The sequence below is a fragment of the Flectobacillus longus genome (assembly GCF_030056705.1).
In the GTDB taxonomy this organism is placed as follows: domain Bacteria; phylum Bacteroidota; class Bacteroidia; order Cytophagales; family Spirosomataceae; genus Flectobacillus; species Flectobacillus longus.
Genome location: NZ_JASHIC010000004.1, coordinates 306,046 through 331,363, shown reverse-complemented (window position 1 = coordinate 331,363; position 25,318 = coordinate 306,046). Strand labels below are relative to the sequence as shown.

16 protein-coding genes are annotated in these 25,318 nt (G+C 37.5%); 7 read left to right on the top strand and 9 right to left on the bottom strand.

All coding sequences use genetic code 11. The annotated features are described in order from the left end of the window. Window positions 1-572: 572 nt before the first annotated feature. Window positions 573-3,152, bottom strand: a complete 2,580-nt coding sequence (locus tag QM491_RS04200; protein ID WP_283325983.1) for a TonB-dependent receptor — start codon at window positions 3,150-3,152, stop codon at window positions 573-575. A gap of 355 nt (window positions 3,153-3,507) precedes the next feature. Here QM491_RS04200 and QM491_RS04195 point away from each other — a divergent pair, with 355 nt between their 5' ends. From QM491_RS04195 to QM491_RS04185, 3 genes are all read left to right on the top strand, one after another. Continuing rightward, window positions 3,508-4,545 (top strand): sensor histidine kinase, encoded by a 1,038-nt coding sequence (locus QM491_RS04195; RefSeq protein WP_283325982.1) that lies wholly within the window; start codon window positions 3,508-3,510, stop codon window positions 4,543-4,545. Beyond that, window positions 4,542-5,306 (top strand): LytR/AlgR family response regulator transcription factor, encoded by a 765-nt coding sequence (locus QM491_RS04190; protein WP_283325981.1) that lies wholly within the window; start codon window positions 4,542-4,544, stop codon window positions 5,304-5,306. Before QM491_RS04195 ends, QM491_RS04190 begins: the two co-directional genes overlap by 4 nt. A 186-nt stretch (window positions 5,307-5,492) precedes the next feature. Then, a complete protein-coding gene (locus QM491_RS04185; RefSeq protein WP_283325980.1) occupies window positions 5,493-6,830 on the top strand; it encodes a DEAD/DEAH box helicase in 1,338 nt (445 codons plus the stop codon). 146 nt (window positions 6,831-6,976) lie between these two features. Here QM491_RS04185 and QM491_RS04180 read toward each other — a convergent pair whose 3' ends face one another. Next, window positions 6,977-7,906 (bottom strand): DUF4249 domain-containing protein, encoded by a 930-nt coding sequence (locus QM491_RS04180; RefSeq protein WP_283325979.1) that lies wholly within the window; start codon window positions 7,904-7,906, stop codon window positions 6,977-6,979. A gap of 215 nt (window positions 7,907-8,121) precedes the next feature. After that, entirely contained in the window at window positions 8,122-10,500 is a 2,379-nt protein-coding gene (locus QM491_RS04175) for a TonB-dependent receptor (RefSeq protein ID WP_283325978.1), read from the bottom strand. 551 nt (window positions 10,501-11,051) lie between these two features. Between QM491_RS04175 and QM491_RS04170 the strand changes: the two genes are divergently transcribed. The 4 genes from QM491_RS04170 (at window position 11,052) to QM491_RS04155 (ending at window position 17,763) form a co-directional block, all read left to right on the top strand. Continuing rightward, entirely contained in the window at window positions 11,052-11,258 is a 207-nt protein-coding gene (locus QM491_RS04170) for a helix-turn-helix transcriptional regulator (RefSeq protein ID WP_095160250.1), read from the top strand. 82 nt (window positions 11,259-11,340) lie between these two features. Next, complete coding sequence (nagB, locus tag QM491_RS04165; protein WP_283325977.1) at window positions 11,341-13,242, top strand: glucosamine-6-phosphate deaminase; 1,902 nt, start codon at window positions 11,341-11,343, stop codon at window positions 13,240-13,242. Between the two features lie 301 nt (window positions 13,243-13,543). Continuing rightward, complete coding sequence (locus QM491_RS04160) at window positions 13,544-14,461, top strand: family 43 glycosylhydrolase (RefSeq protein ID WP_283325976.1); 918 nt, start codon at window positions 13,544-13,546, stop codon at window positions 14,459-14,461. A gap of 842 nt (window positions 14,462-15,303) precedes the next feature. Next, complete coding sequence (locus tag QM491_RS04155; RefSeq protein WP_283325975.1) at window positions 15,304-17,763, top strand: YfhO family protein; 2,460 nt, start codon at window positions 15,304-15,306, stop codon at window positions 17,761-17,763. A gap of 186 nt (window positions 17,764-17,949) precedes the next feature. On the opposite strand, the gene argH is transcribed toward QM491_RS04155, so the two are convergent. From argH to QM491_RS04125, 6 genes are all read right to left on the bottom strand, one after another. Next, window positions 17,950-19,287: an argininosuccinate lyase gene (argH, locus tag QM491_RS04150; RefSeq protein ID WP_283325974.1), complete on the bottom strand. Its 1,338-nt coding sequence runs from the start codon at window positions 19,285-19,287 to the stop codon at window positions 17,950-17,952. A 127-nt stretch (window positions 19,288-19,414) separates the two neighbouring features. Continuing rightward, window positions 19,415-20,497: a M20 family metallo-hydrolase gene (locus QM491_RS04145; RefSeq protein WP_283325973.1), complete on the bottom strand. Its 1,083-nt coding sequence runs from the start codon at window positions 20,495-20,497 to the stop codon at window positions 19,415-19,417. Between the two features lie 327 nt (window positions 20,498-20,824). Further along, window positions 20,825-21,757: an ADP-ribosylglycohydrolase family protein gene (locus tag QM491_RS04140; protein ID WP_283325972.1), complete on the bottom strand. Its 933-nt coding sequence runs from the start codon at window positions 21,755-21,757 to the stop codon at window positions 20,825-20,827. Window positions 21,758-21,861: 104 nt separating this feature from the next. Beyond that, entirely contained in the window at window positions 21,862-22,644 is a 783-nt protein-coding gene (gene argB, locus QM491_RS04135; RefSeq protein WP_283325971.1) for an acetylglutamate kinase, read from the bottom strand. A 178-nt stretch (window positions 22,645-22,822) separates the two neighbouring features. Then, window positions 22,823-23,797, bottom strand: a complete 975-nt coding sequence (locus tag QM491_RS04130) for an N-acetylornithine carbamoyltransferase (RefSeq protein ID WP_283325970.1) — start codon at window positions 23,795-23,797, stop codon at window positions 22,823-22,825. Window positions 23,798-24,499: 702 nt separating this feature from the next. Further along, window positions 24,500-25,054 carry a GNAT family N-acetyltransferase gene (locus QM491_RS04125; protein ID WP_283325969.1) on the bottom strand — a complete coding sequence of 185 codons (555 nt, stop codon included), beginning with the start codon at window positions 25,052-25,054 and terminating at the stop codon, window positions 24,500-24,502. Window positions 25,055-25,318 lie beyond the last annotated feature (264 nt).

Genomic DNA, 25,318 nt, shown 5'->3' with positions numbered 1-25,318 from the left:
AGATAGTTATAGATCTTTGTTAAATCGCTTCGACACAACGATTTCAAGTTGGATGGGGTTTAACTTTATAGCATTCATTATCATGGCAATTAAGAAAATTAAAAAGTCAAGATGACTTCAACTTTATAAATGAATCTTGAGAGTGAAACTGAATAGGATTAATGGGGTTTAGAGGAGGTATTTATGTTATTTGAAGTCTTGCAATTAAACGTTATTAATCAGAAGTACTTCAATCGTTTGGTCGATGAAAATGGTATGTATGTTAAAGAAAAGGCTCGTCTCGAATAGGACGAGCCTTTCTAGATTATTATCCAAAAAACACAATTATATAGATTGTGTGCCCTAGATAAGAGGATCAGAAAACTCGTAGTTTGCCTTTCCTGGGGTTATATCATTACTTGAAGATTAGGCTTCAAGAATACAATCGGGTTTCATTTGTTCAAAGATGAAAGAATCTGAAAAAAGTCCAAAATGCTTTTATCTTTAATTGATTTTTTCCTAAGAACAAAATTGGAATTAAATCGGTTGCAAATTTACTAATAAAGAGTAATATTACCGAATTATACTCAAAATTATCTTGGGCGATTTCCACTATTTCCGCCACTTGCAGGAGCAGCCTGTCCACCACCGCTATTATCGCCACCTCCGTCGCCTTTTACGTCATCGTTACTAACCGACTTGGTTTTTTTAGGGCTAGAGAAGCTCATTTTGCCAATTTTATAACTGAATGTTAATTTAACGCTTGAGTTATATATTTTATTTTCACTTGTCTGCTTAAAAGTTTCAGAATTCAAATTCGTCGCCATAACAAAGCCATTCGTCATGAAATTTTCGGCTGCTATCCCAATACTTCCTTTCTGGTTTGGCAAATCTTTTTTGATACCCAACGAATACATTCTAAATCCACTCTGCGAACCTTGAAGTTGTATCTGTGGTCCACGGAAAAATCCAAATCCTTGAATGCCCCATCCGTTTGTCAACGATAACGATGTCATGATACGTCCACTTACAACAAATCCTGAGTTGCTAGTTGTATAAGAGGTTCCGCTTAAGCTCTGCGCCTGACCTTCGAGGTAGGTATGCAATAAGTCTACACCGCCATTTAAACTCCACTTTGGTGTGATAAAAATATTGGCAAATACATTGGCACCATAGTTTTGTTGTTTACCAATATTTTGATACGTCGTAATCAAAGCTCCAGACAAAGTATCTGACAATATTCTGATTTGCGAAATCGAATTATTGGTTTGACGAGCAAACAATGAGGCATTGATATACGTCTTATTAATATTGGTACTTGCACCTAATTCAAAGTTATCAGTCAATTCAGGACTTAGGTTGGGGTTACCAATTCTAATATCTTGTGGGTTAGCTGCATTAAAGTTAGGGTTCAGTTGTTGTAACCCTGGGCGCTGAATACGACGATTGTAAGCGGCTTTTAACGTAGTACCAGCAAATGTTTTTGACACATTGATACTTGGTACTAAGTTGCTATAATCGGGTATTGAAATGGTACTCTTTGCATCATTTGCCGTAATGCTTGTGTACTCGTAACGGCTACCTACTTTGAAAGTGTATTTATTGTCAGTTGTGTAAGTATAAGACAAATAACCTGCCGCTACATTTTGCTGGTAGTTCAACAAACCTGCTGGACGAGTCGCATCATTGTAATATATAGAAGAGTTACCAGTGGCAGCTAAATACTCATAATTACTGTTTACTTGTCTAAAAATTCCTTTAACGCCGAATTCTAGTAATTGATTCTTACTCAGCGGAGTAGTGTAGTCGGTTTGTAGCGTAAACTCTTTGTTGGTATTTAAGTTGATGTTTTTCTGACGAGAAAGAATATCGTTGCTTGTACCCAACAAATCCGACGTAAAGTTGTTGGTCAAATTGTTTTGACTATACTGCGTCGAAATAGACCATTCTTGTTGTGGCTTGAAAGTATGCAGATAGTCGATGTTTAAGTCTACCGAGTTTGACAAATCTTGAGAATTGATACCTCTCAATGCAGTACTTTTTAGGGCTTCATCTGCAAAAATAGAAGTTGCTTGTGTTTGGTCACGTTTGAAATTTCTAACGCCAAAACGAGCATTTGCCGATAGAGACTGATTTTTGGCTAAATCATAATCAAAGCCTAATGTATATTGTCCAAACAGACCGTTGTCTTGTGCATCAGTACTTTGTTTAGTCGTAATAGTAGAGCCACCTTGCAAAGTAGATTGTGTCAATGTACCTGAAGACGGGTTATAAAATGCACGTCCAAAACCACTCAAACTCACCCCTAGTTTTCCTTTGCGGTAGCTGCCATTCAAGCCTAAGTTGGACGAGCGGTTACCTGCACCAGAGTCCACACTGAGTGTAAGACCTTCTAGTGTTGTTTTTTTAGTAATGATATTGATAATACCTCCCGACCCTTCAGCATCATATTTGGCAGATGGAGATGTAATTACTTCAACGGTTTTAATCATATCGGCAGGGATTTGCTTCAAGGCATCAGCCACACTGCTAGCCATAATCGTTGAAGGTTTGTTATTAATCAAAACTCTAATATTTGAGCTACCTCTCAACGATACGTTACCATCCAAATCCACGGTAAGCATAGGAACTTTTTTCAATACATCCGAAGCATCGCCACCTTTTGAGGTTAAATCTTTTTCAGCATTAAAAACCAAGCGGTCAACTTTTTCTTCGATGAGTGCTTTTTGACCAGTTACCGTTACTTCTTGAAGCATTTTCATCTGAGGGTTCAATTTGATGACGCCTAAGTCTAGGTCATCACCTTTTTTGAGTTTGATATCATCAATGGTTTTATTGACAAAACCAACAAATGAAATTTGAATTTTGTAATCGCCAGCAGCCAAGCCTTTCATGGTAAATTTACCTTTATCGTCGGCTACTGCTCCATCTACAATTTTATTAGTAGCTTTATTAAAAAGAGCAATGTTGGCAAATTCAACAGCTTGTGTAGCTGCTGAGTCAATCACATAGCCTATGATTTTGGCATTGCCTTTGGGTGCAGGATTTGCCACAGCATTGTTTTCAGTCGCAGTACGCTGGCGACCTTGCCCTTCGGCGCCTGGTCCTGGAAATTGCGCTTGTGCCAATTGGATGGTGATAACAAACGCTAGGAAAGTGAATAATGATTTCATATTTTGAGAGATTAAAAATCTGCGTGCCTTTGTGTTTTTTGATGGAACAAAACAAATACAAAAAATCGGACTAATTTTTTGTATTATACCTTTCTGACAATCGACTCGACAACTCGGTATATTCCTCGATTTTACCGAATGATGGATAAAATAAGGGGGATTGTCTGTCACAAAAGTCAAATGGTAGAATAATAGGGCTTGTTTAAGGAGATTATATGCCGAATCTTTTAACTTTCTGTCGAGATTTGAAAATAAAGGCAAAACAGGCTTGAAGAAGAAGAGAGCAAATGAAGTTTTATTCTTGCCTTTATCTGTCAAGGATATTGACTAGGTACCAAAACTATACTTTAATATAATGAATCCACAGAAAAAACAACGAATACTATATATACACATCGCATTTTGGTGCGTGTATTTTTCCTTTTTTTATTATCAGTTCACTTATCCTAAGCATGGACAAGAACCTGATTTATTAAAAGCATTTTTAGATGCAGGCTTTCAGGCAGTTTGTATTGCTGTGATTGCGTATTTTAATTATTTCGTGTTGTTACCCAAATTTTTGGCCAGCAAAGATTTATCCTCTTATCTGTTTAGTATTATACTGCCTTTGTTTGTGAGTGTCGAAATATTGGTTCATGGCAAGCGATGGATTGTTGATGGATACTCGCACGAAGCATGGTTTTTATACACTGATAGATTTTGGGTAAGCTCGTTTCTTTCTACCTTGTTTATTGTGGCATTTATCAGCATGTTAAAATTTGTAGAAGACTGGTTTGAGCTAGAAGCAAAAAAGAAAGAAGTTGAAAATGAGGGTCTTATGGCAGAGCTTCGTTTTTTGAAAGCGCAAATTAACCCTCACTTTTTGTTCAATACTCTCAATAATCTGTATTACCTTGCTTTTACCAACTCACCCAATACAACCGAAGTAATTGCCAAACTTTCGCAAATGATGCGATATATGATTTATGACTCCAATCACCCGAAGGTGTCATTATCAAAAGAAATCGAGTATATGCAAAACTATATTAGTTTGGAAGAACTTCGCTTAAATAACGACATACCGATTCGGTTGGAGGTGAAAGGCGAAACAACAGGCATTATGATTGTGCCGCTGATTTTGATTACGTTTCTTGAAAATGCCTTTAAACATGGTGTAAGTAATAATGTGTCGGATTCGTTTGTGTATGCAGTACTTGAAATGAATCGTCAAAGCTGTACTTATATCGTAGAAAATCCTAAAATTCCGAAAAACACCAATAACGAAGAAAAATCAGGAATAGGCTTACAAAATGTAAGACGTCGTTTGGAACTAAGCTATCCCAATCAGCATGAACTTATCATTGAGGATACCCCAACTCATTATCGTGTACACTTAACCCTCAATTTGGCATGAATATCACCTGCATGATTGTTGAAGATGAGCCATTGGCACGCAATCTTTTGACAGAATACGTAAAAAAAGTACCATACTTAAACTTGTTAAAAGCTTGTTCAAATCCTTTGGATGCAATTGAGTTTTTGAGAGAAAATACCGTAGATGTGCTATTTTTGGATGTGCAAATGCCTGAAATTACAGGTATCACTTTGCTCAAAATTCTACAAAAAAAGCCATTGGTAATTCTGACAACTGCCTATTCTGAATATGCCCTAGAAGGATATGAGCTCGATGTGATGGACTATCTACTCAAACCTATTACTTTCGAGCGTTTTTTGAAAGCTGTCGAAAAGGCCAGTCAACGATTAGGTGGCAATGAAAATACTAATATTCAAATTCCTACGACTGTCGAGCGAATTATTCATGAAAAAGTGCCTATCATGGATCATAGCCCAGCTTATATTTTTGTAAAAGATGGTACAAAATTGGTCAAAATAAGACTCAACGAAATTCTTTATGTGGAGGGTTTGAAGGATTATGTGACCATTTTTACCAAAACCCAAAAAGTGGTAACCTTACAACGTTTGAAGACTTTGGAGGAACAACTGCCTGAACAAAAATTTATTCGAATCCATAATTCATACATTGTGTCATTAGATGCAATTGACGCTATTCACAAAGAAAAAGTGCTAATTGGACAAACGTATCTACCTATTAGTGATACCTATCGTCGGGCATTTAAAGAATTTATTGACAAAAACCAGCTAGGAGAAATGTAAGAGTAGAATTTGAAGATTTGAAGATTTGGAGATTTGAAAATTTGTCACACAGCATGACACATTTTCAAATCTTTTTAACTTTTAATTCATTCCTAAACCTGAAAATTACCTGATGTTACTGCTTTCTTCCAATATATTTTCAGGTCTATCCAGTCACATCTCCTCATTTGCTTGTACTTTTGTATTATGCAATTAGATGATAAAATTCAATCGCTGTTAAACAATTTAGAAATTGAACAGCTCAACCAAATCCAAGAGGATTCTTTCCGTAGTATTCAGAATCGCCCTGATACCCTGTTGCTTGCGCCTACGGGTTCGGGTAAAACGCTTGCCTTTTTATTACCAATTTTTACTAAATTAAAACCAGAAGAAAAACGAGTACAATGTTTGATTTTGGCGCCTTCGCGTGAGCTTGCCTTACAAATCGAGCAAGTTTGGCGCAAAATGAGTACAGGTTTCAAAGTCAATATCTGTTATGGAGGTCATAACATGGCTGTCGAAATTCAGAACTTGAGCGAGCCACCTGCCGTACTGATTGGTACGCCCGGGCGTATTGCTGACCATATTACCCGCAAAACTTTTGATTTGTCAGGTATTCAGACATTGGTTTTAGATGAATTTGATAAATCTTTGAGCTTGGGTTTTCATGACCAAATGGAGTTTATTTATGGGCATTTGCGTAAACTCAAAACAAGGGTATTGGTATCGGCAACATCCAAAATTAAGATTCCTGAGTTTACGAAAATTACGCAACCTTGGGTGCTGAATTTTACCAGAGAAGAAGATGAAAAGCCAGACTTAAAACTCTACAAAGTGATTTCTGAATCAAAAGACAAAATTGACCGTCTATTCGAATTGATTTGTCATTTGGGTTCGGAACCTAGTATAATTTTCTGTAATCACAGAGAAACTACCATGCGAACTTCCGATTTGCTTTGGGAAATGGGTATCGAAAATGCCTATTTTCATGGAGGAATGGACCAATTAGATAGAGAGAAAGCACTGATTCGTTTCAGAAATGGGAGTGTGAAGTTTTTAGTAGCCTCTGATTTGGCAGCTCGTGGCTTGGATATTCCTTTTGTAAAACACGTAATCCATTATCATTTGCCACTCAAAAACGAAGATTTTGTACATCGTAACGGACGTACCGCTCGTATGAATGCGGAAGGTTTTGCGTATTTACTTTTACATAGAAATGAGCATCAACCAGAGTATTTGAACCAAAAAATAGAAGAATTTATTTTTCCTGAAAATACTACTCCGCCTGCGTTTTCTGAATTTACTACCCTGTATATTAATGGAGGTAAAAAAGATAAATTGAGTAAAGGAGATGTGTTAGGCTTTTTGGCTAAAAAAGGAAACTTACAAAAAGAAGATATAGGGGTAATTGAACTCAAAGATTTTATGGCCTTTGTAGCTGTAAAGAAAAGTGTCGTAAAATCGCTCATCAATGCCATTCAAAATGAAAAGCTGAAAGGCAAAAAGTACAAATACGGTATCGAGTCTGAGCAGAAGTTTGCTTAAAATGAAGGGCATAGGCAAGAAGGGGTAAGGCACCAGTATTTATGAAGAATTAACCTGTTAATGATAAAAGAGGGATAGAGTATTATTCTAAAATACTTTATCCCTCTTTTATTTTTACTAGTGCCTTTTTGCCTTATCCCTATTATCTATCTCAACCCTTTCTGTGCTTTTTTGGGATCTACAACAGTTTGTGAAAAGCTTACTGCTGATGTACCAAACCAACCTATAGCTTTTTTGTTTGAGCTGCTGTTTACGTTGTTGACATTGGTTGGAATATTGGCAGAAGGTCTTGCAAATAGACCGCCGTTGTTTACTTCAAGTCTAGCCTGTGTCCAGAAGTCAAAATGTCCTTCAGTAATCGAACGAAGCTCAACTTTAATCGTGTCGCCTGCTAAGTAGAGTTGTGGAGAAATTGTAGAGCGTACAGGTAAGCTAAAGATTAATCCATCTGCGGCACCACTACTTTTCTGGATTGCAGCATCATAAGCGATAGCTACAGTATTGCTCATTTCGAGCATCTTTCCATTTTTATAAGCTATAATTCTGTAACAGTCGCCAATACCTGTAAAATCACGGGCATAGAATTGAGCGTCATATCCTTCCTTGGGATATCCTTTGTCGTCGTCTCTCTGGTTTAATCGAGCTTCGTCAAACTGATAGGCAATCGAATCGATTTTAGGTACTCTTTTGAGCGCTGAAACTGCTTGGTAGGTTTCACCATTTGCAGTGATTTTAAGCGTGTAAGTTTTCCCAACCTGACCAATTTTAGGCTCTGAAGTGGTTGGACTCCAAACATACTTGCCATCTCCTTTGAGATCTTTGAAGGTAAAAATCTTCCCATCGCTGTCAGTCACAGTAACCGAAGCTCCCAAAACAGGTTTGACAGTAGCATTGTTAAAGTAATCTTGAGATTGCGAAAGCGTAATAACTTGATTAGTAGATACATCAGTTACATTTCCATCCACTACCAACATCGATGGAGCATTGGTAATACCTTGTAAATCAATGACATCTTCACAGCTTGTGAGGCTCAAAGTACCAAGTGCAATCAAAGTATTTAAAATATATTTTTTCATGATTTAAGTACAAGTTAAATTCTCTAAACATCATTAAGTATTAATGCAAAATAAAATGGCATTAATACGCATTAGGCAAGCATTGTATTCATAGTATTATTAGAAATACCTTCAGCTTACAGTATATATCCTAATGCCTATTGCGGGTAAAATTATTTCAATTTTGCCCACCAACTTATTACCTTCTCCAAGTTGGACTAAAGGTATTTTCATGATTAAAACTTAAAGTTATAAGTTACAGCCGGAACGAAAGAACCGATAATAGACAACTGAACTGCCTCTGTTTGGGCAGGGTTCGTTTCGTTTGGACGGGTGTAAATCGAGAATGGATTACGACGATTATATAGATTGTAAATCGAGAATACCCACTCAGATTCGCCTTTACCAAATAAAGCTTTTTTGTTTTTCTTGGTAGCCGAAACGTCTAAACGGTGGTATGCTGGAACTCTGAAATTACCACGTGTACCTGCTGGAATATATGGATAAACTTGCCCTTCAACCACAAACTGCTGTTCGGGTAAGGTGTATGGTACCCCTGTGATATAGGCGAAGTTTGCTCCGAATGACCATTTTTTGTTGATTTCGTACTGAGCCAACATATTCAACGTATGAGTACGGTCATAACGACTGAAGTACCAGTTTCCATTGTTAAGGGCATCTATTTTCTTCTCCGAACGTTGTAGCGTGTAGCTAATCCAACCTGTCAACTTACCACGATTTTTCTTCACAAATAGCTCAAGTCCGTATGCGCGACCTTTTCCAAACAATAAATCCTTTTCGAAATAAGGATTCAAAAATAAATTGGCGCGGTCAGCATAGTCAATTTGATTCTGCATCTCTTTGTAAAAAACCTCTGCTGATGCTTCATACATATTGTCTCCAAAGTTTTGGAAATAGCCTAATGCAACCTGATCTGCCACTTGTGGTTTGATGTTATTCGTACTTGACGTCCATACGTCCAAAGGCGTAGACGCCGCCGTGTTAGACATTAAGTGAACATATTGTGCCAAACGGTTGTAACTAGCCTTGATTGAGCTGTTGTCACCCGTGTTGTAGTTCATAGAGAAACGTGGCTCTAGATTTTGGTAAGTCTGGATTGTTTTTCCTTTTGTATTCGGGATATATGTCAAATCATATCCTGAAGGGAAATCAGCACTTACACCTACATATTTTCTTTGATAGTAAAAGTCTTCTTGGCTCGAGTAGTCATATCTTGAAAAACGCAAACCATACTGCACAGAGAATTTTGGTGAAATTTTCCATTCATCACCCACATAAATAGAAGACTCAATACCATTTTTACGTTCTTGACCAAACGAACGTGATTCTCCTTCTGAGGTTGCTGTAGCTGCGCCAGGTTTGAAATTATACGTTAATACTTGCCCACCAAAAGTAAGAGTATTATTAGGAGAGATATAATACGTAAAATCTGGCTTAATACTTAAATTAGTAATATTAGAAGACCATTTAAAAGCATTATTAGGACGCTTATTCTTCAAGTCAGAATCTAAGGCATAGTCGTAGTTACTATAAAATGCCGTAGTATTCAAGAATAACTTATCGCTAAATACATGGTTCCAACGACCAGAAAGCGTACTGTTACCCCAGTTAAAACCAAAATCTTGTCCAAAAACATCACGTCCAAAATAGCCTGAAAGGAAAACCGTATTTTTATTGTCTATATTATAGTTAACCTTAGCCGTTAAGTCATAAAAGTTAAAACTCGAACCAGCATTGTTTCCTGTGAGGAATGGTTTAGCTAAAATATCGATATAAGAACGACGAGCCGCTACAATAAAAGAGGCTTTATCTTTAACAATTGGAGCTTCGATAGATAAGCGGCTAAAAATGACACCGATACCACCATTAATTTCTAACTCTTTGGCATTACCTTCCTTCATTTTTACATCCAAAATCGAAGATGCACGACCGCCATATTGCGCTGGAACACCTCCTTTGATGAGTTTTACGTCTTTTACAGCGTCGGGATTAAACACCGAAAAGAAACCAAATAAGTGTGATGAGTTATAAACTGGCGCATCATCCAATAAAATTAAGTTTTGGTCTACACCACCTCCACGCACGTTGAAGCCCGAAGCTCCTTCACCGACTGTTGTAACGCCTGGCAAAAACTGAATCGCACGTACTAAGTCTACCTCACCTAAAAGTGCAGGGATTTTCTTAATGGTTTTCATTTCGACCTTGTTAACCGACATTTCCATCGATTTCACGTTGTCATCTTCTCTTTTTGCTTTTACAACAACTTCTTCTAGTTCTTGTCCATCCTCTTGTAGTTCAAGATTAAGGCTTAAGCTTTGTTCTGTGAGTTTAATTTCACGGATACTTTTACGGTATCCTACCGAGCTTACCACTAAAGTATAGTTTCCTTTTGGCACTGTGAGTGAGTAAAAACCATACGTATTGGTGGTAGTACCCGTCATAAGTTCTTTTACAAAAACAGAAGCGCCGATAAGACCTTCTCCGTTTTTAACGTCCTTGATATAACCGCTGACAGTTAATTTTTGATTTTGTGCCTGTAGGCAAAGAGGAAATAATAAGAGGACTACCCAAATGTTTCTTAAAAATGCATTCATGGATAAGTGTTTAAGTGATTGATTGTGTAAAGAAAGTAACATAAAGAACGGACAAAAGTTTTTATGTTCAATTCAATGAAAGTGTGATTTATGGTTCAAAATTATACTAAAATGTATTGATTGTGATAGAATAACTACCAAAAAGTAATTTTGTTTTCTCTTTTCGAATTTTTTTTCAAATAATAATTTTCAACCCTTCTTTATTTTTGACAAGCTAAAAACACAATGCCCCTATGGAAACCGTATTTATATATTTATTTTCCGAAAACATAATATTGAAATAATTTTATAGGTAAAATATTGCCGATTTTTATTTTTTAAAATAACAGGCTTAAAATACGAGCACATAAAAATCGTATTTTTAAAAAATCACTAGAAAAATATTACTGATTAAATAAGGAGTAAAGTGTCTTTTAGAGAGATATTTGAGGGTTTTATGAAAAATATTTTAAAAATTTTAATGATTCGGCAATATAATACTTATTAAAATTTTTTATTTAATATTTTGTTTCTATATTTGTCATGAAATAAGTAATATATTATCAAGTAATATGAACTTCGAACAATTAGGCCACATAATCAGAGAAAGACGCAATGAACTTTCCTACAGTCAAGAAGTGCTGAGCGATAAGAGCGATGTTGCTATCAAGACAATTCATTCAATTGAACTTGGCAAAGCCAACCCATCGCTTAAGACCCTCGACAAGGTACTTGGTGTATTAGGACTGGAGCTAATTGTAGTAAGCAAAAAAGATTAAGAAGAACTATTCCCAATTTTCATATAAAAATATTTAAGTACGAAAACCAACCACGGCATCAAGTCGTGCAGCATAAACAACTATGGAACAGGCCATCAGCTACGAACGTATCCCTACAAAAATTTACGCAAACTCAGACGAAGCTTCTCGCTCAGTAGCGTTAGAAATTGCTTCCATCATCCGCCAAAAAGCTGGTGAAGGCAAACCTGCTGTGTTAGGTTTAGCCACTGGATCGTCTCCTAAAAAAGTGTATAAAGAATTAATTCGTATGCACAAAGAGGAGGGTTTGAGCTTCCAAAATGTAGTGACATATAACCTTGATGAATACTACCCAATGGAGCCTGATGCAGTACAAAGTTATGTACGCTTCATGCGCGAGCAATTGTTTGACCATGTGGATATTCCGTCAGGCAACTGGCACTTACCTGATGGTACATTGCCATTAGAAAAGGTAGCAGATTTTTGTCGTGACTACGAAGAGCAAATCGAGCGCTATGGTGGTTTGGATTTTCAGTTGTTGGGTATTGGTCGTAACGGTCACATTGGTTTCAACGAGCCAGGGTCATTGGTAAATTCAAAAACTCGTTTGATGACACTCGACCTTACTACTCGTATCGATGCTGCTGGTGATTTTGGTGGTTTGGCAAAGGTTTCGAAAAAAGCCATTACCATGGGTATCAACAAAATTATGGAAGCGAAACGCGTAATTTTGTTGGCATGGGGTGAGCACAAAGCCGAAAACGTAGCTCGTGCAGTAGAAGGTTCAGTATCTGCTGATGTACCAGCTTCTTACTTACAGCACCATACTAATGCAGCTTTCGTATTGGATAATTCGGCCGCTTCTCAATTGACTCGTATCCGTACTCCATGGATGGTGGATGCCGTAACATGGGATCGTCCAATGGTGAAAAAAGCCGTGACTCACTTGGCTTTACAAGTAGGCAAACCAGTATTGAAGTTGACAAACTCAGACTATAACGAAAATGGTTTATCTGATTTGTTAGCATTGTATGGTCAGGCTTATGATATTAACATCGAAGTTTTCAACTATTTACAACATACTATCACAGGTTGGCCAGGTGGTAAGCCAAACGCCGACGACTCTAACCGTCCTGAGCGTGCTTACCCAGCTAAGAAACGTGTGATTATTTTCTCTCCACACCCAGACGACGATATCATCTCAATGGGTGGTACCTTCCAACGTTTGCATGACCAAGGTCACGATGTGCACGTAGCGTACCAAACTTCGGGTAATATTGCAGTGGCAGATGACGAGGCGCTTCGTTTTGCGGAATTTGTGGTTGACTTTAACGAGAAATTTGAAGCAAACAATCCAAAAGCAAATCGTATCTATCGTGAAGCGGTGAAATTCTTGAAAAACAAGAAAGATTCGGAAGTAGATACTTCGGAGGTTCGTTACATCAAAGGGTTGATTCGTAGAGGAGAAGCTAAAAATACTTGTCGTTATGTAGGTATTCCAAAAGAGAATGTACATTTCTTGGATATGCCATTCTACGAAACAGGTAAAGTGCAGAAAAACCCAATTGGTGAAGCTGACGTTCAAATCGTAATGGATTTGATTGAAGAAGTTAAGCCTCATCAAATTTATGCAGCAGGTGACTTGGCTGACCCACATGGTACTCACAAAGTATGTTTGGATGCCATCATGGACGCTGTAACACGTTTGAAACACCGCGAATACATGAATAGCTGTTGGGTATGGTTATACAAAGGCGCTTGGCAAGAATGGGATATCGACCAAATCGAAATGGCGGTTCCAATGTCACCAGACCAAGTATTGAAGAAACGTTATGGTATCTTCAAACACCAATCACAAAAAGATGGTGTGCCGTTCCAAGGAACAGACTCACGCGAATTCTGGCAAAGAGCCGAAGATCGTAACTCGAGTACAGCAGAGTTGTACAACAAGTTAGGTCTAGCAGAATATGAAGCAATGGAAGCTTTTGTACGTTGGAAATTCTAATTAGAAAAAGCTTGGCGTTAGCGCCAAGCTTTATAAGTTATTGAGGGTGCAAAAGAGAGTTGCTAGAAAAGAGTGACTTTATTGAGCATCCGAATTTGGAAAAAGGAATTGATTATAGTGTTTGATTATCAGGCCTTGCGCCTGTGAATTTAGCCGTCGAACTTTGTTTGACGGCTACTTTGTTTTTAATAGGAACGAAAAATCAATGACTCATCTGAGTATATCTGAATTTAAAAAAGCTCTTGTTCTTAGCGTGTTTATTCACCAATTTTCAGAAATTATCAATTCTATTTTTATCCCCATGAAAAAAATCCTATTTACTTTGTTGACTTGTTGTGGCATGAGTCCAATATTTGCTCAACAAAAAGCTCCTTCACCTGCATTGCCTGGCGCTTTTGCCGACCCTCACGTAGCAGTTTTTAATGGTAAATATTATATCTATCCAACTACCGATGGATTTGAAGGCTGGTCATCTGACTATTTTACGGTATGGTCTTCAAAAGATATGAAGAAATGGAAAAAAGAAGGAACAATTCTTGACTTCAAAAAAGACCTTACTTGGGCACAAAAACGTGCTTGGGCACCCGCAATTGCTTTCAAAAACAATAAATACTACTTTTATTTTTCGGCAGATACCAACATCGGTGTAGCGGTGTCTGACAAGCCAACAGGACCTTTCAAGGATGCTTTGGGCAAACCTTTGATTGCAAAAGGACAATACCAAGCGCAGATTATTGACCCAATGGTCTTTGTAGATGACGATGGACAAGCCTATATCTATTTTGGACAGGGGAGATGTTATATCGCCAAGTTGAATCCAGATATGATTTCGATTAATGAAGCATCAATCGTTTCTTACAAGCCTGAAGGTTATAACGAAGGTTCTTTTTTGATTAAACGAAAAGGAAAATACTACTTGATGTGGTCAGAATACGACACCCGTGATCCACGTTATTCGGTAGCTTATGGTGTTTCGGATTCACCAATGGGACCATTTGTGAAAGCTCAAAATAATCCAATTCTAAAAGGGCATGATGAGGTAAAAGGCGCTGGTCATCACTCGGTAGTACAAGTACCAGGCAAAGACGAATGGTACATTGTTTATCACCGTTTTATCATTCCTAACGGAAATGGATATAACAGAGAAACTTGTATTTCGCCAATGAGATTTGATGCAGAAGGCAACATCTTACCTGTAGAGGTTTACGAGAAAAAATAAAAATACACGATAGGGCTTAGGCTATGAGTCATCGCTAATTGCGTGATTAGTTTAATTGTAGAGACGCAATGCTTTGCGTCTTTAGCAGAATAGTATCAAAAAAGCGGTCGGAAATTGTTTTCCGACCGCTTTTTTGATAAAAATGGGAGACTCATCCTAATCCCGACATTCGGGATGAATCATATGTATATTTTTAGTACCTACAAGCCGAAAGCACAAGGTAAAAACGTATTGACAAGTTTGTAAGAAATGATTTGACTCTGTGCTTTAGGCACTAGGCAAAAGGCAAAGAGTTTTAACATGTTTTTTAGTAACTACAGATATGCTTTTACCGAAAGCCCATTCTTTAGCATACAGCTTAAGGCCTAAAGCCTATTGCACATAACTCACCTTATTTAAAAAATCCCTTTGCTATCAAGTAAGGAATGATCAACCAAAGAAGCCCTTTGATGAGAAAAAAAAGAAAGCCTGCCAAGCCCAATTTTTTGAGCCAAGATTGAAATTTATTAGGATTTTGAGGTGATTGATTCATTTTTGTATGGGCAATTTCTTTGATGTATTAGGATGCTTTGGGTACAATGCTTACAGATTGATTGAAACATCTGTTTTTAAGATGTACTATAAAAACGATTTTGAGGCTATTTAATTTCCTACCTACTAAATTCTAATTCTCTTCCTATTTCGCCTCAAGCTAACTCTACAACGCAAAATACTGAAAAAAGGGTCAATTATTCTTACTTTGGCATAAATTTGGCGCAAGTATTTCTGGTTTATGAGTAATACTTTTCACACTATGCTGTAACCAATATTTCAATTCCAACTCATTTATTTTCAATCCGCTGATGGCAAAACCTAAAACTTCTAAAACCAAAATTCAACCCGTCTCCGAGCCTAAAGAAGCCCCTAAAATTAGGTCTGAAGTCATTTCAATTTTTGATAAAATTTCTGACTTGCAAGGGTTTGGCTTATTATGGGGCTGTGTGCTTCTGATTTCGGTTCTCTTGTTTAAAGACTATCTTTTTCACAAAAAGTATTTCCTTTTTCTCGATCTCGGTGCCGATTCTATCAATATCATTTACACCAACTTGATGCATTATGCCGATTATATTAAGGCGGAGGGTGTTCCTGCATGGTCATTTAAGGCAGGAATGGGGCAAAATATCAATCCATTTTGGCTAGACCCAATTGCAACCAGTGTCTTGTTTTTATTTGGAAAAGAAAACATTGCTGGTAGTTTAGTATTGGTGGTAGTGATAGAGATTTTTTTAGCAGCTACGTTCTTTTATGCCTTTTTACAAAGCCTTCATTTACATAAGTTTGCCTCAATAATAGGGGCTTTGAGCTATGCTTTTTGTGGCTATTTGATTGTTTGTAGTACGTGGGATTTAAACAAATATCCTACCGAAGTATATCAAGCTGCGTTCTTACTTTTTGCCCTGGAACAATGGATAGGGAAAAGTAAATGGTATTTTTTCCCGTCGAGTATCGCCCTGATTGCTATTCATCAGCCTTTTTATTTGTACTTGTACGGAGTATTGATTTTGATATATGCTTTGGTGCGTCATTTTGAAGATGCTTCAAAGCCTGTATCTCAACTGTTGTGGCAACTGCTCAGTTTGATAGGATTCGGTATTTTGGGTTTGGCTTTGGCTGGTTTTATTTTACCAAGTAATATTTATCAAATTATCGAAAGTCCACGTGTGGCTGGAGGCGTATCTTACTTTGATACCCTTTCAGCGGCTTCACCATTCGATATGTCGGATGGTGTACAGACAGCTTCGGCTTTCCTACGCTTTTTCTCAAATGACCTTTTAGGAACAGGTTCAGATTATCGAGGATGGCAAAACTATATGGAGGCACCTGTTTTATACTGTGGCATCTTAACGTTGGTGGCTGCACCGCAGGCATTTGCCTTGGCCAATCGCCGACAGACAATTATTTATGGTGCTATCACCTTCGCTTGTTTTCTGATACTGACTTTTCCCTATTTTCGATATGCTTTCTGGTTGTTTTCGGGCGATTATTATCGAACAGTAGGCTTTTTTATCGTAATATTCTTATTGTTTTTGGCATATCAAGGAATTTCTCAAATTGTACAAAAGTCAGAAATCAACCTTGTAGTTTTAGGAGCTACTTTGTTTGTTCTACTTTTTGTATTGTATGCACCTTATGAAATTCCGAAAGAAAATATCAATAGCCGTTTACGCACTTTGGTGAGCTTTTTTGTGATTTTACAGGCTGGTATTTTGTATTTATTGAGTCGTTCTTCGTTAAAAAATATTGCTCAAATTGGAGCCCTTGTATTGGTTATTGGAGAGATACTATTTTTGGATAATCCCGCACTCAATCGTCGCAGTACAGCATCTGTTTCGGAGTACAAAGACAAAAGCTCATTATTTGAAGATGCCACCAACGAAGCAGTAGCTCGCCTCAAAAAATCGGATACAAGCTTTTATCGAATCGATAAAGATTATGCTTCAAGTCCTGCGATTTTTGCTGGGCTCAATGATGCCAAACTACAAGATTACTATGGGACTTCGTGTTATTCTTCGTTCAACCAAGTTAATTATGTCCGCTTTTTGTTAGGTATGGGCTTAGTCAAAAAAGGGGACGAATTTAGTACACGATGGGTAAATGGTCTAGGAGGAAATACCTTACTCGAAAGTGTAAATGCTGTGAAATATGTCCTGATTAAAAACCCAACCATGGATTTGCGTCCACAGGGTTTTACCCCAATTGATACGGTGGGAGAGGTGAAGATATTAAAAAACAATAATGCCTTGCCTTTGGCATATACTTATAACCAATTTGCAGATGAAAAGACATTTGAACAACTTTCGCCATTTGCTAGACAAAAAGTATTATTGCACGCCTGTGTTTTGAGTCAAGAAAAAGGAAAAGAATTAGGCTTGTCACTCTATCAACAAGCAGATACAACGAGCACATTGAATGGTGTAGAGTATAACGATGCCATTGCTGCCAGAAAAGCAACTCCTTTTATAATGACTAAATTTTCGGATAACCATATCGAAGGAAACATCAAGTTGCAAACGCCACAATTATTGTATTGGAGTATTCCGTTTGATATTGGTTGGAAAGCTTTGGTAGATGGAAAAGAGCAGAAAATCGAACAAGTAAGTTTTGGTTTTATAGGCATCCCATTGTCAGCAGGAAACCATCAGGTAGTACTTCAATATGAAGCGCCTTATGTGAGTATGGGTACAAAAGTTGCCCTAGTAGCGTGGTTGCTATATCTCGCAGGTTTAGTTTTCTTTTTGATACAGCAAAGAAAACTTATTTAGTGATTTGTGATTGAGCGAATGAGTGATTATTTTAATAAGTATATTAACAATAGAAATGTAAGTAAAAGGAAGTATTAAATTAATAATATATCTCTGACTCACTTTGGTAGTATATATCAATAACTGATATACTGTTAACTATTAACTTCTTTAAAATAATCACTCAATCACAAATCACTAAATAACTTAAGCAAGCAAATCAGCTATGGCTTTTTCTACTTTTTCAAAGCCAAATTTCTGTTTTACTTCTTCCATCATTGCTGTAATTTCTGCTGTACAGAGGTTACCAATACTTCCTTCGTGTGAATGTTGTAAATTACGATTTGGGTGGTATTCTCCTGAGTTGATTTCGTTTCCGATAATTTTGTAAGCTTCTCTAAAAGGTACACCTTGTAATACCAATTCGTTGACTCTTTCTACTGAAAACAATAAATCATACTTTGAATCGTCCAAGATACCTTCTTTAACTTGAATACCTGAAAGCATAAAATGAGTCATATCTAAGCAACTCAAAATTTCGTCGAAAGCAGGCATTAATACTTCTTTCAAAATCTGCATTTCACGGTGGTATCCAGAAGGCAAGTTACTCATTACGAGCATAATATCATTAGGTAATCCTTTCAGCCTATTAGTTTTTCCACGAAGCAATTCTGCCACATCAGGGTTTTTCTTATGAGGCATAATTGAGCTACCTGTTGTCATTTCGTCAGGAAGTTTGATAAAACCAAAATTCTGAGAATTGTACAAACAAATATCCATTGCCAAACGAGATAGCGTTGAGGCAATTTGAGCAATAGCAGTTACCGCAAATAGTTCAGTTTTTCCTCTTGACATTTGAGCATATACTACGTTGTAATGCAAATGGTTAAAACCTAACAACTGCGTTGTCATGGTACGATTCAGGGGAAAAGAAGACCCATATCCAGCACCCGAACCAAGTGGGTTTTTGTTGGCTAATTGATAGGCTGTTTGCAACATTTCCATGTCATCAACCAAACCTTCGGCATAAGCACCGAACCACAAACCAAACGATGATGGCATCGCAATTTGTAAGTGTGTATAGCCTGGCAACAAAACACTTTTGAAGCGTTCACTAAGTTCAGTTAATAAGTCAAATAGGCGAAAAGTTGATTCTGCCAATTCTTGTAAACGTGCTCTTGTAAAAAGCTTTACGTCTACCAAAACTTGGTCGTTACGTGAGCGACCAGAGTGGATTTTTTTCCCAGCTTCACCCAATTGACGTGTAAGCATCAATTCTACTTGCGAGTGAACATCCTCGATACCCTCTTCGATAACAAATTCACCGTTTTGGATACCTTGATAAATATTTTTCAATTCAGATTGTACCTGAGCCAATTCGTTGGCTTCGAGTAAGCCGATACTTTCGAGCATACGAGTATGCGCCAATGAGCCCAATACATCGAACTCGGCTAATAATAGGTCAAACTCAGGGTCGCGACCTACGGTAAATTTTTCTATTTTCTCGTTAACAGAAGTATTATCTTTTTGCCAAAGCTTACTCATTTTGAATCTTGAGTTTTAAGTGTTGGAGTTTAGTGTTGAGTGAATTGGTGATTGAGTGATTTAGTGATTTTTAAATTGAAAAAAACTCTATTCACAATCACTCAATCACCATTCACTCAATCACTCATTAAATATTTGCTACAATAGTTTGTTTCAACATTTTGATGTACAAATCAATACCTTCTTCTATTTCAGAAAGGTAGATAAATTCATCGGCTGTGTGTGAGCGTTCAGAATGTCCAGGACCTAGTTTTAGTGATTGACATGATAAAACCGCTTGGTCTGAAGTAGTTGGCGAACCGTAGGTTTCACGACCTAATGCTAACCCAGCTAGAACAATTGGATGCTCCATTGGAATCGACGAAGGCTTCAATCGAATAGAACGAGGAATAGCCTCTGATTCAATATTTTGACGAATTGTTTCTAATATTTCCTCTAAAGTATATTGCTCAGTTACACGACAGTCAATGGTAAAAGTACAGCTATCTGGCACTACATTATGTTGCTTGCCTGCATTGATAACTGTTACTGACATTTTGATAGGACCAAGTACTGGCGAAACTTTTGGAAACTGATAGTTTTTAATCCATTTAATATCTTTGATGGCTTTATAAATGGCATTATCGCCTTCTTCACGAGCAGCATGTCCAGCTTTTCCGTGGGCAATACAATCTACAACCATCAAACCTTTTTCGGCAATAGCCAAGTGCATTTGCGTGGGTTCGCCTACGATAGCAAAATCTATTTCAGGCAAATCATTATCCTTAAGAAGTAATTCCAACCCATTTACGCCCGAAATTTCTTCTTCGGCAGATGCCACAAATAAGACATTATATTTGAGGTCGCTGCGATGATAGAAATAACAAAACGTTGCTAAAAGACTTACCAAGCATCCACCTGCATCGTTGCTACCTAAGCCAAATAATTTACCTTCCTGAACTACCGGCTCAAAAGGGTCTAGTGTCCATTTAGGATTAGGTTTTACGGTATCGTGATGAGAATTGAGTAATACGGTAGGAAGTTCGGGATTAAAATGCTGATTGCGTGCCCACAGGTTATTGATTTTTCTTCTAAAAGGAATATTTCTTTCTCTGAAAAACTCTTCAAGAATATCGCCTGTTTTGTCCTCTTCACGACTAAATGATTGCGTGGCAATCAATTGTTTTAACAACCCAATAGCATCTTGGGTTAATTGTTCTTGTAGGGTCATTGGAATCAGCCCGTTTGAGATAAAAATAAAAATTTTGGGTCGAAATTATCATGAACACTTTTGTTAAGCAAACATCCAACAAAAGAATTCAAAAATGTGCCGACTTTTGAGATAACAAGCCTGTCAATATTTGCTTGTTAAGTAAGATTGCATGATTGGGCATTTCGCTGTCAGGTAACGGCTTTCGGCGGTGGGCTTTGGAAAAAAGCATGGCTGTGGTTATTAAAAACATCTTAACACTCTTTGCCTTGTGCCTGTTGCCTAGTGCCTAAACAAATAACTTAAATCTTATTCTGCACGATTACTTACTATGTTAAAACGTTGTATTTATTGACCAAATTTTGCTGAAAATCTACTAGCCAAATCGCCAATTTCTTCTTTTTTAGCTAACTGTTCAATCCATTCGCTAGGAATTTGCTCAAAACCATAATAGAAGCCTGCAATTCCTCCAGTAACACTTCCGATAGTATCGGTATCATCACCTAGATTGACTCCTCTCAAAACAGCGGATTTGAAGTCATCTGTTGTTAAAAAAGCCCAAAGAGAAGCCTCTAAAGTATGTAAGATATAGCCAGAAGAAAAAATTTCACTTTCATCAATTTTAGAAATATCGTCAAAAAGAAGTCTACTATATAATTCTAATTCTGCGGGTTTTACTTGTACCGATAACAGATAATCTCTCACGGTATTTTGAGTAATGCTATAGGCTTCATGTTTTTCTTTGCCTTTCATCAAATTGAGCAAATACTCAGTAACAAAAAAACAACCTATTAGCGTGCGAGTGTGCCCGTGAGTAATACCTGATACCATTTTGATAACACTACAGCGCTCTTCAATAGACTTGTTTTGCGTATAATATACCACTGGTAATGTTCGCATCAAAGAGCCATTTCCGTTAGAGTACTCGTCGCACTCTCCTGAGCTATGTGGTGAAACACCTTTTAATAGTCTATCTATGGCATTTCGTGTGGCGATACCCACATCAAAAAAAGCACCATGTGCGGTCCAGTAACCATTATCGTACCAGTCGCAAAACTTTTTGGCTAGACCATCTAGGTCAAAACCTTCGATAAGTTGTTCGGCTAAGCAAAAAGATAGGGAGGTATCGTCTGACCAAGTACCTGCTGGCTGGTGATGAGTCCCGTAGGCACGCATACCTTCCACAGGATGTGCCTTGAGGTGTTTACGACTCATAAACTCGACAGGAACACCAAGAGAGTCGCCAATGGCAATACCAAAAAGTAGACCTTTGCTTTTCATAGAAATAAAATGAAGAATAATAATGTAGCATTGAGCCATCGAGCCTTAGTAATCAGAATGTGTAAATTGCTGACTATCAAAAAACTATGGCGTGATACCAAAATTTATATCGTTAGCTTTGTCCCAGCGTTACCTTCGCTGACAGCGGCAAGAACTTCTTTGGCATGACATATAGTTACTTGTTTAACTCCTTCGTCAAGTGCTTTGAAAGCATTATCTAGTTTGGGAATCATTCCCTTGTTGATAGCGCCAGTAGCTTTGTAAGCAGTATATTCCTCAGGTTGTAACTGAGCAATCACAGAGTCGTCATCGTCAGGATTCGAAAGTACGCCTTTTTTCTCAAAACAGTACACCAAGTTGACCTCAAATTCTTGAGACATGGCCGTTGCTAATGCTTGTGCTTGTGTGTCAGCATTGGTATTGAGCATATTGCCATCGAGGTCATAAGTCAACGGGGCGAATACAGGAGTTAATCCTTGCGAAATCATTCCTGCAATTTGTCCTGCATCTACACGCTCAATGTCTCCTACAAAACCGTAGTCTATTTCTTTTACAGGGCGTTTCTTAGAAAGAATAACGCCACCATCAGCGCCCGTCAAACCAATGGCATTAGTGCCAAATTTTTGTAATTGAGCTACGAGGCTCTTGTTTACCAAACCACCATACACCATTGTTACGACATTGAGCATAGCTTGGTCTGTGATACGTCGACCTTCCACCATTACTGTTTCGATTCCTAATTTTTCAGCAATTTGAGTAGCGATTTTGCCACCACCATGAACCAAAATTTTATGACCAGCAATTTGAGCAAAATCAGATAAAAATTGACTACATAGTGTTGGGTTATCAATTACATTACCCCCAATTTTCACAACAGTGAGTTTCATAAAGATTATTTTGATTTGGTTGAACAGAGATTTTGCTATAGTTTTTTATGCCATAGCTATTAAACAACAAATGTACAGACCATGAGACCTGTACATTTGAAAATATGATAGATTGATGGAGTTGTGGAGGAGTGGGCGAAAATGATTATCACTCAATCACTCATGCACTCAATCACCATTAAAACAAGTACGGGCTTTCTTCACGGATAATACTCAGAAGCATTTGTTTGATTACAACTTGTGCTGACCATACACGGTTACCAGCTTGTTGTACAACCACTGAGTTGGGCGAATCTAATACGGCATCTTCGACTACCACGTTGCGACGTACTGGCAAGCAGTGCATGAATTTGGCGTTGTTGGTCAAGTTCATTTTATCCGTTGTCACCATCCAAGATGGGTCTTGATTTAGGATTTGACCATATTGAGAATAAGATGACCAGTTTTTAGCATAAATAAAATCTGCATCTTTGAATGCCTCTTCTTGATTGTAAGTTACTTTGGCGTTACCTACAAACTCAGGAGCAAGTTCGTACCCTTCAGGGTGTGTGATAACAAAATCCACATCAGCAGCATTCATCCATTCTGCAAAAGAGTTTGGTACTGCTTGAGGAAGCGCTTTTACGTGGGGTGCCCATGTCAAAACCACTTTAGGACGAGGCTTTGTCTTGAGTTCCTCGATTGTAATCAAGTCAGCCAAAGACTGTAATGGGTGACGAGTAGCCGATTCTAAGCTCAAAATCGGACGACCAGTATGTTTAACAAACTGATTCATGACGTTTTCGGAATAGTCTTCTTCACGGTCAACCAAACTAGGGAAACTACGAATACCAACAATATCACAATATTGTCCTACTACGGGTGCGGCTTCTTTGATGTGCTCGGCTTTGTTGCCATTCATAATTGCACCATCTTCAAACTCCAACCCCCAGCTATCTTGTCCGACGTTCATCACGATTAGTTCCAAACCTAAGTTTTGAGCTGCACGTTGAGTACTTAAGCGTGTTCGTAAACTTGAGTTAAAAAACAAGAGACCCATGGTCCTGTTTTTACCCAAATGCTTGTCAGCATAAGGAGTTTTTTTATATAGAAGGGCTTCTTTAACTAGAGCCTGAACATCAACAGCATCTTTAACTGAAAGGAAGTTTCTCATTTTTTAAATATCCGATAGCAGTTCGTTGCAAGTTTTAAATGGAACAATTGATTGAAAGATGATTCTTCGACATTGCGATTGTCTTGAATTCAAACTACAAAGTTATTCCTAAATATGAGATTCACGTTAGGATTTTTGTAAAACTCCTTGATTTTAATGGCTTATTGCCACTTTTTGTGAAGATTTTTGGATAAATACTCAAATTGAAGGATAAACTGGGTATAAAAAAATTTGGCGAACCCTACTAGAGCCCGCCAAGATTGTATCACTAACACACCAAAATATAGTTTTGCTTATTAGATTTTGAAATACTATTCCACAAAACCTATTTCTACTATGAAAACTACTCATTTAACGTATGAAACTGAGAGAAGTCACAGTATATCTGAAAATTTTTAGATTTTTTTTAAAAAAATGAAAAGCACATTTCCAAATCCTCTGAATCTACACAGACATACGAAAGATGGGTTGAATTAGATTGCGAAGTAAGGGATTTTTTTTTGAAAAATTATTACAAGAGAATTGTGAAAAAATGATACTAACGACTAATTAGTCGTGTACGAAGGGATATAAAACCATTTATATCGAATGTTGTATTTCAGAATCGTAACCTTCTGTATTTTGTAAAAACAAAAATGTTTTTCTCTATTTCCGAAATCAGAAATCCCAAATCCTCAATAGTTGGAAATCCTTCATACAGCCCTAACGACTAATATTCAACTTCCAGTGTCTAACTAAGATTGTTTCGATATGTTCTACTTCTTCGATTTCGCCAAATTGTTGAAAGCCATTTTTTTCTAACACTTTTCCTGAACTTGTATTGTCAACAGGAGTATCTGCCAAAATTTGTACGATAGCTGTATCTTGTTTGGCCCAGTCTATAAGCCCTTTCAACGCCTCTGAGGCATATCCTTTGTTACGATAGGGCATATCTATAAAGTAGCCAACCATTGTTGTGCCGTTATCATCTGGCAAACCCGAAAACCCAATGCCACCAATCGAGCGATTTTCTTCTTCAAGAATAATTTCCCAATTAGAATACCATGCAAAATCCCAGGGAAATATTTGTGCCATCGGAATCCAGAAATGTTCGAGCGCTTCGAGGGTTTCTGCTTCAAAAAAAGGTTCTATTTGCCAAGACGATGGAATAAGACCCAAATGTTTTTCAAGAGCCTCGCGACCATGACGATGCCAAATCAGTAATTCATTATGCTTTAATGCTTGAAGTCTGAGCCTATGAGTGTGAAAAATTGCCATATAATATGAAAGGGTGGTTAGTTGTAAGGCATTAGTTTTAATATTCTTCAATTGATGTTGCGAAAATTACAAGGCGAATTTAGGGTTTATTTTCAACCTATCTTTGGGAAACACGTCTAAAAAAGCTTCACTTAAATCATAAATGTATCATCAAGTACCTGATATCAGCTTTCTTATTTACCTTTAATTTATCATTCGACATTGGTAGGCTTACCCCTATAATAACTGATAAAAAAGAAAGATAGATGTATTAAATTTGAAGAT

Coding starts and splice junctions, on each gene's coding strand:
- QM491_RS04125 (WP_283325969.1), bottom strand. CDS start 25,054: ATGGCAATTTTTCACACTCATAGGCTCAGACTTCAAGCATTAAAGCAT.
- QM491_RS04155 (WP_283325975.1), top strand. CDS start 15,304: ATGGCAAAACCTAAAACTTCTAAAACCAAAATTCAACCCGTCTCCGAG.
- QM491_RS04190 (WP_283325981.1), top strand. CDS start 4,542: ATGAATATCACCTGCATGATTGTTGAAGATGAGCCATTGGCACGCAAT.
- QM491_RS04130 (WP_283325970.1), bottom strand. CDS start 23,797: ATGAGAAACTTCCTTTCAGTTAAAGATGCTGTTGATGTTCAGGCTCTA.
- QM491_RS04195 (WP_283325982.1), top strand. CDS start 3,508: ATGAATCCACAGAAAAAACAACGAATACTATATATACACATCGCATTT.
- QM491_RS04170 (WP_095160250.1), top strand. CDS start 11,052: ATGAACTTCGAACAATTAGGCCACATAATCAGAGAAAGACGCAATGAA.
- argH (WP_283325974.1), bottom strand. CDS start 19,287: ATGAGTAAGCTTTGGCAAAAAGATAATACTTCTGTTAACGAGAAAATA.
- QM491_RS04175 (WP_283325978.1), bottom strand. CDS start 10,500: ATGAATGCATTTTTAAGAAACATTTGGGTAGTCCTCTTATTATTTCCT.
- QM491_RS04180 (WP_283325979.1), bottom strand. CDS start 7,906: ATGAAAAAATATATTTTAAATACTTTGATTGCACTTGGTACTTTGAGC.
- QM491_RS04140 (WP_283325972.1), bottom strand. CDS start 21,757: ATGAAAAGCAAAGGTCTACTTTTTGGTATTGCCATTGGCGACTCTCTT.
- QM491_RS04185 (WP_283325980.1), top strand. CDS start 5,493: ATGCAATTAGATGATAAAATTCAATCGCTGTTAAACAATTTAGAAATT.
- QM491_RS04145 (WP_283325973.1), bottom strand. CDS start 20,497: ATGACCCTACAAGAACAATTAACCCAAGATGCTATTGGGTTGTTAAAA.
- argB (WP_283325971.1), bottom strand. CDS start 22,644: ATGAAACTCACTGTTGTGAAAATTGGGGGTAATGTAATTGATAACCCA.
- QM491_RS04200 (WP_283325983.1), bottom strand. CDS start 3,152: ATGAAATCATTATTCACTTTCCTAGCGTTTGTTATCACCATCCAATTG.
- QM491_RS04160 (WP_283325976.1), top strand. CDS start 13,544: ATGAAAAAAATCCTATTTACTTTGTTGACTTGTTGTGGCATGAGTCCA.
- nagB (WP_283325977.1), top strand. CDS start 11,341: ATGGAACAGGCCATCAGCTACGAACGTATCCCTACAAAAATTTACGCA.